13 protein-coding genes are annotated in these 13,644 nt (G+C 42.1%); 5 read left to right on the top strand and 8 right to left on the bottom strand.

Annotated elements, in window-relative coordinates:
* Positions 1 to 140: 140 nt before the first annotated feature.
* Positions 141 to 2,405 (top strand): glycoside hydrolase family 65 protein, encoded by a 2,265-nt coding sequence (locus ACI3E5_RS02565; protein WP_060791570.1) that lies wholly within the window; start codon positions 141 to 143, stop codon positions 2,403 to 2,405.
* Positions 2,406 to 2,512: 107 nt separating this feature from the next.
* Positions 2,513 to 3,532, top strand: a complete 1,020-nt coding sequence (locus ACI3E5_RS02560) for a LacI family DNA-binding transcriptional regulator (RefSeq protein ID WP_060791571.1) — start codon at positions 2,513 to 2,515, stop codon at positions 3,530 to 3,532.
* A gap of 78 nt (positions 3,533 to 3,610) precedes the next feature.
* On the opposite strand, the gene ACI3E5_RS02555 is transcribed toward ACI3E5_RS02560, so the two are convergent.
* Together ACI3E5_RS02555 and ACI3E5_RS02550 are read right to left on the bottom strand one after the other, a co-directional pair.
* Positions 3,611 to 4,576 (bottom strand): ribose-phosphate diphosphokinase, encoded by a 966-nt coding sequence (locus tag ACI3E5_RS02555; RefSeq protein ID WP_060791572.1) that lies wholly within the window; start codon positions 4,574 to 4,576, stop codon positions 3,611 to 3,613.
* 71 nt (positions 4,577 to 4,647) lie between these two features.
* Positions 4,648 to 5,187 carry a C39 family peptidase gene (locus ACI3E5_RS02550; protein WP_005233534.1) on the bottom strand — a complete coding sequence of 180 codons (540 nt, stop codon included), beginning with the start codon at positions 5,185 to 5,187 and terminating at the stop codon, positions 4,648 to 4,650.
* A gap of 140 nt (positions 5,188 to 5,327) precedes the next feature.
* Between ACI3E5_RS02550 and ACI3E5_RS02545 the strand changes: the two genes are divergently transcribed.
* A complete protein-coding gene (locus ACI3E5_RS02545; RefSeq protein WP_142973907.1) occupies positions 5,328 to 7,220 on the top strand; it encodes a M13 family metallopeptidase in 1,893 nt (630 codons plus the stop codon).
* Between the two features lie 63 nt (positions 7,221 to 7,283).
* On the opposite strand, the gene ACI3E5_RS02540 is transcribed toward ACI3E5_RS02545, so the two are convergent.
* The 3 genes from ACI3E5_RS02540 to ACI3E5_RS02530 all read right to left on the bottom strand — a co-directional run bounded on the left by ACI3E5_RS02540 (position 7,284) and on the right by ACI3E5_RS02530 (position 9,281).
* Complete coding sequence (locus ACI3E5_RS02540) at positions 7,284 to 7,871, bottom strand: hypothetical protein (protein ID WP_060791574.1); 588 nt, start codon at positions 7,869 to 7,871, stop codon at positions 7,284 to 7,286.
* 109 nt (positions 7,872 to 7,980) lie between these two features.
* Complete coding sequence (locus ACI3E5_RS02535) at positions 7,981 to 8,592, bottom strand: hypothetical protein (protein ID WP_231435893.1); 612 nt, start codon at positions 8,590 to 8,592, stop codon at positions 7,981 to 7,983.
* 134 nt (positions 8,593 to 8,726) lie between these two features.
* Positions 8,727 to 9,281 carry a hypothetical protein gene (locus ACI3E5_RS02530; RefSeq protein ID WP_228077330.1) on the bottom strand — a complete coding sequence of 185 codons (555 nt, stop codon included), beginning with the start codon at positions 9,279 to 9,281 and terminating at the stop codon, positions 8,727 to 8,729.
* A gap of 874 nt (positions 9,282 to 10,155) precedes the next feature.
* Here ACI3E5_RS02530 and ACI3E5_RS02525 point away from each other — a divergent pair.
* Positions 10,156 to 11,175 carry a hypothetical protein gene (locus tag ACI3E5_RS02525; RefSeq protein ID WP_060792550.1) on the top strand — a complete coding sequence of 340 codons (1,020 nt, stop codon included), beginning with the start codon at positions 10,156 to 10,158 and terminating at the stop codon, positions 11,173 to 11,175.
* Between the two features lie 100 nt (positions 11,176 to 11,275).
* Here the strand turns inward: ACI3E5_RS02525 and ACI3E5_RS02520 are convergent, their stop codons facing one another.
* Genes ACI3E5_RS02520 through ACI3E5_RS02510 form a run of 3 tightly spaced genes read right to left on the bottom strand, consistent with a single transcriptional unit; the run spans position 11,276 to position 12,878 of the window.
* Positions 11,276 to 11,575, bottom strand: coding sequence for a hypothetical protein (locus ACI3E5_RS02520; RefSeq protein ID WP_005227832.1), 300 nt, complete (start codon positions 11,573 to 11,575; stop codon positions 11,276 to 11,278).
* On the bottom strand, positions 11,576 to 12,139 hold the full coding sequence (locus tag ACI3E5_RS02515; protein WP_005227824.1) for a cysteine hydrolase family protein: 564 nt from the start codon (positions 12,137 to 12,139) through the stop codon (positions 11,576 to 11,578). It lies immediately after the preceding gene.
* Positions 12,140 to 12,182: 43 nt separating this feature from the next.
* On the bottom strand, positions 12,183 to 12,878 hold the full coding sequence (locus tag ACI3E5_RS02510; protein ID WP_060792551.1) for a 5'-methylthioadenosine/adenosylhomocysteine nucleosidase: 696 nt from the start codon (positions 12,876 to 12,878) through the stop codon (positions 12,183 to 12,185).
* 151 nt (positions 12,879 to 13,029) lie between these two features.
* Between ACI3E5_RS02510 and ACI3E5_RS02505 the strand changes: the two genes are divergently transcribed.
* On the top strand, positions 13,030 to 13,632 hold the full coding sequence (locus tag ACI3E5_RS02505; RefSeq protein WP_060792552.1) for a class I SAM-dependent methyltransferase: 603 nt from the start codon (positions 13,030 to 13,032) through the stop codon (positions 13,630 to 13,632).
* Positions 13,633 to 13,644 lie beyond the last annotated feature (12 nt).

Raw genomic sequence — 13,644 nt, 5'->3', positions numbered from 1 at the left:
GCTTTTCACCTTTATATAACTGAATCTCTCTTTCTCGATGTTTCCTAATAGGAAATTCTTTAAACGCAACAACTTTCACTTGACGATGCAATCGTTTGCGCTTATGATAGAGATATCAAAAAGATTCTGGAGGGACTTTCATGAAAAAAATCCAACGATTGTTCGAGATCGATCCATGGAAAATCGCGACATCTACCTTAGATAAAGAAAATCGTCGACTGCAAGAGTCGCTAACAAGCATCGGTAATGGCTACATGGGAATGCGCGGCAACTTCGAAGAACAATACAGCGGCGACCATCACTTAGGTACTTATATCGCAGGTGTCTGGTACCCAGACAAAACCCGTGTTGGCTGGTGGAAAAACGGCTATCCTGATTATTTTGGCAAAGTGATCAATGCGGTCAACTTTATTGCAATGGACCTATTTGTCAATGACCAATTAGTCGACTTAGCAAAAATCAGCCCAAGTGATTTCCGTTTAGAACTAGACATGGAAACCGGGATTTTACGCCGCAACTTTACTGTCACTTTGGCAGGTGCAACGGTTAAATTCTCTTTTGAACGCTTCTTGAGCATCGTAAAACGTGAACTTGCCCTCATTAAGATGGATGCTGAGATCATTGAAGGCGACGCTGAGATCAAAATCGTTTCTAAACTAGATAACAACGTCCATAACGAAGACAGCAACTACGACGAACGTTTCTGGGAAGAATTGGCTCATGGCCAAACCGAAACCTTCCATTACTTGACGACTCGGACCGTAGAAAATAATTTTGACATTGAACGCTTTACTGTCACTTCTGCTATGCGTCATAGCCAAACACCGATTGATTCCGTGAAAAGCGAACTTTGCGTCGCTGATACCTTTGCCTTTTCTGGGGCAGCCGGTGACACCTTCTCATTGATCAAAGAAGTCTTGATCGTTACGAGTCGTGATGTTCCCGCTCATGATCATCCAGCAAAAGTCACCGAATTAGGCACTTTATACAAAGCAGATTATGATGCGTTACGTGCAGAACAAGTCGCTGCTTGGAAAGCCCGCTGGGATTTAGCCGATGTGATCATTGAAGGCGATGCTGCGGCGCAACAAGGGATTCGTTTCAACCTGTTCCAATTGTTTTCAACCTATTATGGCGAAGACGAGCGCTTGAACATTGGACCGAAAGGCTTTACTGGTGAAAAATATGGCGGTGCGACTTACTGGGATACCGAAGCCTATGCAGTTCCATTGTATTTGGCATTAGCAAAACCAGAAGTGACCCGTAACTTGTTGAAATACCGTCACAACCAATTGCCGCAAGCCCATATCAATGCGCAAAAACAAGGCTTAGCAGGTGCCCTTTACCCAATGGTGACCTTCACTGGGATCGAATGCCACAATGAGTGGGAGATCACTTTCGAGGAAATCCACCGAAATGGTGCCATCGCTTATGCCATCTACAACTATACGAATTATACTGGCGATACAAGTTACCTGAAAAAAGAAGGATTAGAAGTGTTAAGCGCGATCTCACGTTTCTGGGCAGATCGTGTCCACTATTCAAAACGCCAGCAAAAATACATGATCCATGGCGTTACAGGACCAAACGAATACGAAAACAATATCAATAACAACTGGTACACCAATAAAATGGCTACTTGGGTCTTAGCTTATACCTTAGCCAGCTATGAAGCCTTCAAAGACGAAGCGACGGTCACGATCTCTGACGAAGAACAAGCCAAATGGCAAGACATCATCGACAATATGTACTTCCCAGAAGACCAAGATCTTGGTGTGTTCGTCCAGCATGATACCTTCTTAGACAAAGACTTGATGCCCGTTTCCGATCTTGATTCAAAACATTTGCCGTTAAACCAAAATTGGTCGTGGGATCATATCTTGCGCTCTTGCTTTATCAAGCAAGCCGATGTTTTGCAAGGTATCTACTTCTTCGGCGATCAATTCAGCAAAGAAGAAAAACAACGGAACTTTGATTTCTATGAGCCGATGACAGTGCATGAATCTTCCCTTTCTCCAAGTATCCATGCGATTTTGGCAGCGGAATTAGGCATGGAAGAAAAAGCGTTGGAAATGTATGAGCGGACTGCTCGTCTTGATTTGGACAATTACAACAATGATACCGATGATGGCTTGCACATCACTTCTATGACCGGCAGCTGGTTAGCGATCGTTCAAGGTTTTGCTCAAATGAAAACTGATCACGATCACTTAGGGTTTGCGCCATTCTTACCTAAAACGTGGAGCCGCTACGCCTTCCACATCAACTATCGTGGACGTCTGCTCTTTGTTTCCGTCAATGAGTCAACGGTGACTTTGAAGAAAATCAGCGGTGAGGCATTGCCAATCAAGTTGTATGGCAAAGACTATGTTTTAGAAGACGAAATCAGTACAGCGATCAACTAAACAAGCCTTCTGAAAGAAGAAATGTCTGCATTTCTTCTTTCTTTTGATTGGCTCTACCCTTGTGCCGACACTTTGTGATACTATAAGCTAAAAAAGGAGGGAAATCAGTGAGCATTACGGTCAAAGATGTCGCCAAAAAGGCTGGCGTCGCTACATCCACGGTTTCTCGTGTCGTAAACGATCATCCCAGCATTTCTGAAGATACCAAGAAGAAAGTGCGCAAAGTAATGGCAGAAATGGGCTATGTCCCCAATCTTGCGGCTCGAAATCTCGGCAAACAGATATCTAGTGCCATCGGCGTGATCTTGCCGCCCCTTGATTCGAAAGAACGACTAGGAAACCCCTTTTATTTAGAAACGATCGAGGCCATCAACGAAGAGGCCCGTCATCATCAAATGACAGTTGCCGTCGCCTCCGCCCGTGATTTTACTACGTTGCTAAAAAACGTGGAACGGATGCACCTGCAAAAACAAGTAGATGGCTTTATCTTGGTCTATTCCGATGAAAAAGACCCAATCATCGACTATCTGGTCGAAAAAGAAGTTCCTTTTACCTTGATTGGTCAACCATACAGCAATGAAGACAAAATCGTTTTTGTCGATAATGACAACCAGTTGTTAGGCAAGCAAGCAACCGAGCATCTGATCGCCCAAGGGCATACGAAGATATTATTTGCTACCAATACGACCCATGAAAACCTGTATTTCGAGCGTTTCTTCGGCTACCAAAAAGCCATGATGCTGGCAAATCTCCCCTTTTATCCAGCATTGACCTTTGAAAAAGCGGAAGATTACGTCACGTTCGAAGAGACGATCAAAGAATCCCAAGCAACGGCCATCGTCGTGATCGATGATCTGTTTGCTGTACGGATCATTCAATTAGCGACGATGTATGGCTACAAAGTCCCCGACGATTTATCCATCATCAGTTTCAACAATTCGATCTTTGCTACTTTGACCCATCCGTATTTGACTAGTATCGATATCAACGTGTTGTCCTTAGGAAAAATCGCTACCGAACGGCTGATGGCGCAATTGAATCATGAAGATTCAAACGGCGTACAGCTGGTTGTACCACATAAGCTGATCAAACGAGAAACGGTCTTAAACCGCAACCAGTTGAACTGATCCGCTGGGTCTTGTCCACTTCCCCTTACATGCAAAAGCACCCGCTGTCCCTAAGGATAGCGGGTGCTTTTCATATTTTTATTTATACTCTTTGCTTTCCAGGCGGAACAATGGACTCATTGGTGTATTTTCGTGAATGCGGAGAACGGCTTCCCCCATCAATTCGGCACAAGAAATGTAGTGCAGTTTTTCTGGATGGCGTTCTTCGCTGGTCCAGCAAGAATCGGTGACACAAATACTTTCAATCGCTGATTGATCCAAAATTTCTTTAGCAGGCGGTGAAAGCAAGGCGTGAGAGACACAAGCATACACTTCGCTGGCACCAGCTTCCTTCAACAAGTCTGCCGCTTTTGCCAATGTATGGCCGGTATTTAAAATGTCATCAACCAAAATACATTTTTTCCCAACGACATCACCAATCACATAGCCGCCATCGGCTTCATCTTGATCGACGATCGCGATCGCTGTATCTAAGTATTCTGCCAAACTACGGGTCCGTTGGACACCGCTGTTTTTTGGTGAAACCACGACATAGTCGTCACCCGTCATTTTTTGTTCGCGATAGTAATGGGCAAACAATGGGATCGTAAAGAGATTATCTACTGGGATGTCGAAAAATCCTTGAACTTGGACGGCATGCAAATCAAGCGTCAAGATTCGAGAAGCCCCTGCTTCCACCAGCATATTGGCAATCAATTTTGCAGTGATCGGCTCATGCGGATTGGCCGTTCGGTCTTGCCGTGCATATGCGTAATAAGGCAAAACGACATTGATGGTCTTCGCACTAGCCCGTTTCATGGCATCGATCATGATCAGCAGCTCTAAATAGTGATCATTGACGGGTTCATTCGTTGATTGAATGATATAAATATGGTCGCCCCGCACACTTTCTTCAATATTGATGGCAATCTCTCCATCACTAAACTGTGTCACTTTTGACTTCCCTAGTTCTGTACCGAAAACTTTCGCAATGTTTTCTGCTAATGGTAAATTTCCATTTAAACTAAAAATTTTCAACGAACTATCTTTATAACTTTCGCCCATGATTGCCTCCAATGAATGTGGTTGTTTTCTTCTATTCTAGCACAAAGTGACTGTTTTTTTAACCGTCTCGTTCAAGGAAGTGTGACGGTACCGTTTACCCAACTGGCGGGAATCACTTTTTTGTAGTTGCCCCAGTTGTCATGAACTTTAAAATAGCGTTCTCCGCTGGCGGTTTCAGCGTAGGCGTAAGCCACGACCCAATGATTGCCATACGTGCTGCCTAAAGGCTTCAAAATACCGATGATCACCGGTTTGCCTTCATCGATTCGTTTGCACGCTCGATGCCAGCCGCCAACAACAGTCGCACGTCCGCGGTAAGGCAATTGGAATTGATCGAAAAACCGAGTCAATCCATGACTGACTTGCCAAGCGATCGTCGGCAACCCATGAGGCTGAATCAGCACCCGCAGCATTTCCGTCACTACTGTCAGATCTCGCTGTTTTTTTCTACGAAACGCTTTCGGGATGATCGTTTCATCGATGTAATCTTGATAGTAGGCCAAAAAGACGGCTGCCGCATAGGTGCCGCATAAATACCCTGAAGGAGTGACCCACTGCTTATACGGACGAAACCGCTCTTCGGCGATCCCTTTCCACTCTACTTGTTCCATCTCGTTCACCTGCCTTTTTTCTTATTATACCTTAGATTCTCCTCCTACTTGGATCAAAACCCTTTTTCGTCTAGAAAACTTTTCTTTGCGTCCTTACAGATTTTGTTTCATAATAGTAGAAAGCGAGAGGAGCGAAAGACATGACAACCTTGTTAAAAGATGATTTTTATGACTATGTAAATGGCGAGTGGCTGGAGACCGCTGTTATTCCAGCTGATAAACCCGCTACGGGTGGATTCCAAGATCTCGTTGACGGAATCGATTCCTTAATGATCGCAGAATTTGAAAATATGGCACACGATCCCCATGCTACGCCAAAAGGCCGCATGAAGGATGCTGTGGCTTTTTACCGCTTAGCCAGCGATTTTGCCCAACGAGAGGCAGCTGGCGCTACTGAAGCAAATGCACTATTAGCAAAAATCGAAGCGTTGCGTTCTTATGAGGAATTGAATCAGCAACTGGCAAGTTTCGTTTTAGATGGCATTGCCTTGCCTTTCCAACTAGATGTCGATGCAGACATGAAAAATGCGCAAATGAATACTTTGTCTGTCTATCCGCCTGCTACTATTTTGCCGGATAAAACCTATTACACAGAAAATCCCCAAGCAAGCGAAATGCTGCAAGTCTACTTTGAGATGGCCGTCAACGTTTTAGTTGCTTATGGAAAAGACCAAGCAGAAGCGGAATCGTTGGTAGAGCAAGCGATCGCTTTTGATAAATTGATCGCCCCTCATGTGCGCAGTGCGGAAGAAAGTGCGGATTATAGCAAAAATTACAATCCTCGCTCCTTGGAAGAATTTGCAAAGCAAGCCAGCAAGATCGATTTTAGACAACTCTTGACAGCCCTTTTACCAGGTACACCAGAAGAGCTGATCGTAACGGAACCCGCTTACTTTGAAGCCTTTGACATTATTGTTTCTGATAGCCATTTTGAACTCTTGAAAGGCTGGATGATCGTCAACCAAAGCTTGCGCTATACTAGCTATCTGAGTGAAGAATTGCGTCAGTTAGGCGGAACCTACAGTCGCTACTTATCAGGGATCGATGAAGCGGCTCCCCAACAAAAAGCGGCTTATTACTTAACGATGGGTCATTTTAGTCAAGTGATCGGTGATTATTATGGACGCAAGTACTTTGGGGAAACGGCGAAAAAAGACGTCAAACACATGGTGGAAACAATGATTGCTGTCTACCAAGATCGTTTGCGCAACAACACGTGGTTAAGTGAAGAAACTCGCCAAAAAGCGATCATCAAATTGAATCGTTTAGGCATCCATGTCGGGTACCCTGATCAAGTTCCTGCCATTTATGACCAATTGCATACCGATGAAGAGAAAAGTCTGCTGGCAAATGCCCTGCATTTCAATCGTTTGTTCCGAGAAGATGCCTTCAAAAAATGGCAGCAGCCCGTGGATCGCGAGGAATGGGAAATGTCCGCCGCTACCGTGAATGCCTACTATCACCCATTTAAAAACGTGATCGTTTTCCCAGCGGCAATCTTACAAGCGCCCTTTTATAGTTTGGAGCAATCCACCAGCGCAAATTATGGGGGGATCGGCGCGGTCATTGCTCATGAGATCTCCCACGCCTTTGACAACAACGGGGCAAAATTTGATGAATATGGTAATTTAAACAATTGGTGGACAGAAGAAGATTTGGCCCACTTTGAACGCTTAGCTCAAGCGATGATCGACGAGTTTGATGGCCTGCCCTTTGCCGGCGGTACCGTAAATGGAACGTTGACTGTTTCTGAAAACATCGCCGATGCAGGCGGACTAAGCTGTGCGCTAGAAGCAGCGCAAAAAGAAAGCGATGTTTCTTTAGCAGACTTCTTCACCAATTGGGCAAAGATCTGGCGTACAAAAGCCAAAGAACAATACCAACAGCTCTTACTGTCGATCGATGTCCACGGACCAGCGAAACTACGTGCCAATATCCAAGTCCAAAATATCGATGAATTCTATACAACCTTTGATATCAAACCTGGTGACCCTATGTATCGTGCACCAGAAGATCGTGTGCAGATCTGGTAAACAATAGCGTAAGAAAAAGACAAACCATATCAAGCTAGGGTTTGTCTTTTTGCTATGGATTTTTTAGAAGTGATAGATGAACGAGACAACTAACGAAAGAACCCCCAGAAGAACACGAATGATACCTATGCCTACAAAAAAACAAACCAAGACATAGAACATCTTGCATTTTTTATCTTCGTAATAAAAGGCTTGATAATAGTTGAAAGCCAATACACACCGCAACAAAACATAGAACATCATAAAAAAATGAAGAAAGTAGAGTCGCTCCAAATGATACGCAATTTGCTCCAATGGTAATTTTCGAGAGATGCTCCTAGTCAAAGAATCAGCAGTGAAAATTAAGATTAAAAAACCAGGCAAGAAGAAAAAAAAGAATTCAATGCCGGCGATATGTTTTTTGTGTTTCGGAACCAATTTATGACAATTTGAACTGGAGGTTCTCTCAAAAGCTAGAAGAAGCACACAAAAGCTCACCGTCGATAAACCGACAGCAACGAATTCCGTTTTTCCATGAATTGTCAAAGGCCATATTGGGGAGCTATGATATTTTTCAAAAATCATTGCGGCACCCAGAATAACATAATCAATAAGGGAATAGATCTTCCCTTTTCGCTGATAACTATCAAGGGGTTGATATCTTTTTTTCAAAACATTAAAAACCTCCTCACAATTTAAATGAAGCAATCCAGTAACAAACTTATTCGATTGAAAGACAATCTTTTAATCACCTAAAGCTTGTCTTTTGCTAATGGATTTTTTAGAAGTGATAGATGAACGAGACAACTAACGAAAGAACCCCTAGAAGAACACGAGTGATAACTATGCCCACGAAAAAACAAAGCAAGACATAATACATCCTGCATTTTCTATCTTCATAATATAAGGCTTGATAATAATCGAATGCCAATACACACCGTAACAAAATATAGAACATCATAAAAAAATGAAGAAAGTAGAGCCGTTCCAGATGATAGGTGATTTTCTCTACCGGTATCGTTCGCGATAGTAAACCAATCAAGGGATCGGCAGTGAAAATCAAGATAAAAAAACCAACCAAGAAGAAGAAAACGTGCTCAATTCCAGCGATATGCTTTTTGTATTCAGGAACAAGCTCATGACGGTTTAAACTTGAAGTTGTATTCCAGGCTAGCAAAAGTATCATTGCGGTTACAGCTGTCAACCCAATTGCGCGAATATCTGAATTTCCAAGAGTTCTTATAGGTCTAATCGATAATCTACGAGGCCAAATTTGGGAGCTATGATATGCTTCAAGTAATATTGCAGTCCCCATAATTGTATGATCAATGATGGAATAGATTTTTCCTTTTCGCTGATCACTATCAAGGGGTTGATATCTTTTTTTCAACACATTAAAAACCTCCTCACAATTTAAATAAAGCAATCCTGTAACAAACTTATTCGATTGAAAGACAATCTTTTAATCAGCTGAGTCTTGTCTTTTGCTAATGGATTCTTTTAGAAGGGGTGAATAAATGAGACAAATTAAGTAAGAGCTGCACGAAGAATACGAATGACACCTACGCCCACGAAAAAACAAAGCAAGACATAATACATCCTGCATTTTTTATCTTCATAATAAAAGGCTTGATAATAATCGAATGCCAATACACACCGCAACAAAACATAGAACATCATAAAAAAATGAAGAAAGTAGAGCCGTTCCAGATGGTAGGTGATTTTCTCTACCGGTATCGTTCGCGATAGTAAACCAATCAAGGGATCGGCAGTGAAAATCAAGATAAAAAAACCAACCAAGAAGAAGAAAAAGTGCTCAATTCCAGCGATATGCTTTTTGTATTCAGGAACAAGCTCATGACGGTTCAAACTTAAAGTTGTCTCCCAAGCTAGCAAAAACACCATTGCGCTCACAGCCGACAACCCAATCCCACGAATATCTGATCTCCCACGAATTATAGGTCTAATTGGGGAGCTATGATATGTTTCAAATAATATTGCAGCCCCCATAATTATATGATCAATGATGGAATAGATTTTTCCTTTTCGCTTGTATAACGTCACTTGATCCGTTTTCCCCAATACAAAGCCCCCTATTCTATTCATAACTGAGTATATTTTTGAAAAAACTTTTCCTATGGCACTGAGGTATGGACGTAAACTCCGAAGACACTATTTGCGAAATAAAAAGTTTATGGACATGATCCACATATAGAAGAGTGCACCTCCTACTAGAAATAAAAAGCTGTATACATAAATATAGCCCATGTAGCATTTTCTTTTTTTGTAATAAAAGGCTTGATAGTAGTCAAAAGCGAATAAACACCGTATCAAAGCGAACAGTAACATACGTAGATTGAGAAAATACAATCGATCGAAGTGATACATAATCTGTTCCAAAGGTAATTGGTTTCGAAAAAGCAAATGATTAATTAAGCTTTCTGATCTGAATAAAAGCAAAATAAAAGAGACGAGTAAACCGAGAAAAAAGCTGATTTCTATACTATGTTTTTTTTCTTTAGGAATGTTTTTATGCGCATTCAACAAATAGGTCTTATAAAGAGAGTAGGACATTAATACGCTAAATAAGCCACCTACCATATACTCGTTCGTCCCCGGAATATGTAAATACTTAGGAATCGTAAGCGGAAAAGAATGATATGCACTAAAACAAAGGGCTGAGGTGATCACTAGATAATCAATCAAAGCATACAATTTTCCTTTAGTTGTATCATCGTCGAATATCTTGAATTTTTTCACTTCCCTCCCTCCTCTTTTAGCAAGCAAGGTTATCTGCTTAGGGATACCTCCAAAAATTAAGACGAAATAACTAATCCTACATTTTTTAAACAAATTAATCAAATTTAAATAAAATAATTCATTTTTGTATTTTTATATGATAAATTCAACTTGTATAACACGTGTTGTCAAACTTTAATTATGAGGAGGAATTGAAATGAAGCAAAAATATTCAGTTATATTGTTACTTGTCGTTTTACTGAGTGGTTTTTTCTCACCAATCACGGCATATGCTGTCAGTGAGAGTGGCAATTTTGCAGATGTTCCTGATGACCATTACGAAAAAGCGAATCTATTGGTCGCCCTTGAAGAAGAGCTAGTAGAAATCGGTTTATCTTTGGAAATCATTGCTAATACGAGTATCGATTTTGAAAATTTACAGTACCAGTCACTATTGCCAGCAGAGGAGCGTTCAGAAAGAAATTTACCAGCTGTTACGCCGGTCGTTCCTTTTGAGTTTCCTAAAGTCAAACAATTTGCCACTAGAATTTACGGGAACAATCCCACCAATGATCAACTTATGCACACATTTATGCTTTATTATTTTGATGTGCATGATTATGAGCGCAATGCTGGGCTGGTGGGTGACAGACTTCCCCTTCGTTACTACCCTGAATATTACACCTTCAATGACACCAACGCTTACAATGCCTTTCTTAGAACCACTACGGGAACCAAGTACTTGAATTTTGCGTTATCATCTTATGATACGGTAACTAGTCTCAAAGATTATTTTTCAAATCTAGATATCTATAACCTTAAAAATCATGTCTCTAACGTAAAAAAATCCATTGCGGGATATAAGACCTTAGAACATGGAGCCTCTTTTATTGATGCTATTCATAAATATTTCACTGAAGAAAAATCTTCATTAGAATCCATAAACTCCCCAGAAAAATTCATGGAAGAAATTTCCAAGATGATCGATACACAAGAAACCATTGATCAAGCTTCGAAAAAGGCTTTAAAAGGGATGTATGACACCGTTTTAGACTCTGTCTTTCTTTTACTCCTGGGTGCAAATCCAATTGGGATAGCGGGAATTGCTACCATGTATGTTACCGCTATGGCGACAATGTACGTATCTATTATTGATCTTGCTGCCATCAATACTTTAGCGGGTACACGAAACAGCCGGCTAAACTTTAGACAGCTTAATAATTGGGGTATGTGGTAGCAAATAAAAATCAATTTGTTACATAACCCACCAATTAATATATAAAGAAGGAGCCTTCGGAAATCAATTGATTTTCGAAGGCTCCATCTTCTATCGTTGTTTATTTCTGTAAAGCTTTTTTCATCATACTGATCACAGAATCAAACTGGGAATGCTCATTGACGACTTGATCGGCTTTTTGCCGATTGGGGCGGTCTTTTAGAAAGTCGAAGATTTGGTTTTCATTCTGGATGCCTAATTTAGCCATAAACTCATCCAAGTTCTGAAAATCCGTATACTTTTGTAAGAAGTCATTGTTCAACAACGCCTTTACATCAAGATCCCCTTTTTGATACGCTTGATAAAGGCTAGTCAGTTCACTGAAACTGAAATTTGCTTTTAATTGATCCATCCATCCCATTTATGCTTCCTCCTTCGCAGAAATGATTTTCGCGCCTAGGGTATTTTCAAAATGGCGTAGTGCCCATTCATGTCCGACCGCGTCAAAGCTGGCAACGGTATCTGCATCGATCACCAGTTGGTAGCCTAAATTATAGGCATCCACTGCTGTATGCAAGACACAGATGTCGGTACAAACGCCGGTCAGGTACAATTCCGTAATCCCTCTTTCCCGCAGACGGATGTCTAAGTCGGTACCGCTAAAGGCGGAGTAATGACGCTTGTCGATCCAATAGACATTTGGCGCTTCCTGATAGTTTTCATAAAGCGGTGCTAGACGGCCGTAAAGATGTCGCCCCGTACTGCCCGCAAGATTGTGGGGTGGGAACAAGCGGTTTTCAGGATGATAGTTGTCTGTTTCCTCATGACGATCAATGGCAAAAACGACATACTCACCGGCTTCGATAAAGGCTTGCGTCCGAGCCACTAAGGCAGCTTCAATCGCTTGCCCAGCAGCACCCGTGGTCAATCGTCCCTCATCTGCAACAAAATCAAACGTATAATCAATGGATAGTAATGCTCTCATGCTTCCTTCCTCCTCGTACGGATCGGCTCTCCTGTTTTTTAAGTTACTTTAATGTTTCAACGAATGCCAAGACCATTTCAGCGGAACGCTTGCCAGCTTCTAAGATAAACTCATCAAAAGAGACGGTTGCTGCGTGGTCGGCGGTGTCGCTGATCGCGCGCACGATCAAGAAAGGAATATTGAATTGCTGCGCGGTCTGTGCGATCGCGGCGCCTTCCATCTCACAAGCCAAGGCATCTGGAAAATGTCCTAAAATCTCCTGTACTTTTTGCGGGTCATGAATGAAGCTGTCACCGGTAACGATCAGTCCCTTTTTCACGGTATGATGGGTCGCTTCTGCGGCTTTCGTCATCTCACTGATCAAATAGCGGCTGGCTTCATAATACAAAGGCATCCCGCCAGGCAGCTGGCCATATTCATAACCAAAGCCCGTCACATCGACATCAAAATAGGCCACTTTATCTGAAATCACTAAATCCCCTACTTGTAAGCCGTCACCGATCCCACCAGCTGATCCAGTATTGATCACCATATTGACCCCGTATTGTTGGATCAATAAACTAGTGGTGATCGATGCCAGAACTTTGCCGATACCTGAACGAACGACGATCACTTCATGATTGCCGATACTTCCTGAAATAAATAGTGCGCCGCCGCGTTCCCAAGAAAGCGGTGAAATCAACTGTTCCCGCAACGCCTTGATTTCTTCCTCCATTGCACCAATAATACCAATTTTCATGTGTTTGCCTCCTACTTCTCGTTTATTTTTCATCCTTTAAAATGAAAAATAACAGAAATTCCCACGTATCTACTGACGTGTTTTTCTCCTTTCATGATAAACTAGTTTTGACGAAACGAACAGTTTTTTGTCATTATAAAAGGAGGCACTTATGTCTGAAATTTTCAAAGCCATGGCAGCAAAATACGATACCCCTGAACGGATCGCGTTAGCACAATTAGTCACCCAAACCCTTGAACCTTATTTTAAAGACAACCAGCACCACACTCTGATCGATATCGGCGGCGGTACCGGCCTGGTAAGTCTGCCCTTAGCAGCTTATGTCCAGCACTTAGCCATCTGGGATACTGCCCCTAACATGATCGAGGTTTCTGAAAAAAAAATCAACCAACTGCAGCTGGCCAATGCTTCTGCAACTGTCCACGATCTGCTGCAAGAATCCTTACAAGCAAAAGCAGACGCTGTGCTGCTATCCCTCGTCTTGCTGCATATTCCTGACACAGCCGCTATGATGGAAAAACTATACGCCTTGCTACAGCCAGGAGGAACCCTTTATCTAGTGGATTTTCTCAAAAATCCCGCCGTGTCTCACCCGCTCGTTCATAATGGGTTCGATCCTTCCGCATTGAATCAACTGGCAGAGACGACTGGGTTTACTGCCACTTCCTTTACCGTTTTTCATGAAGCGGATCATTTGTTCATGAATCAGCCAGCTGCCATGTTTTTAGCTATTTTGAAAAAGCCGACCGAATAACAAAAAAGCCGC

The sequence above is a fragment of the Candidatus Enterococcus avicola genome (assembly GCF_047470845.1).
Lineage (GTDB): Bacteria > Bacillota > Bacilli > Lactobacillales > Enterococcaceae > Enterococcus_D > Enterococcus_D casseliflavus.
This window is presented reverse-complemented; position numbering and strand designations above follow the sequence as displayed.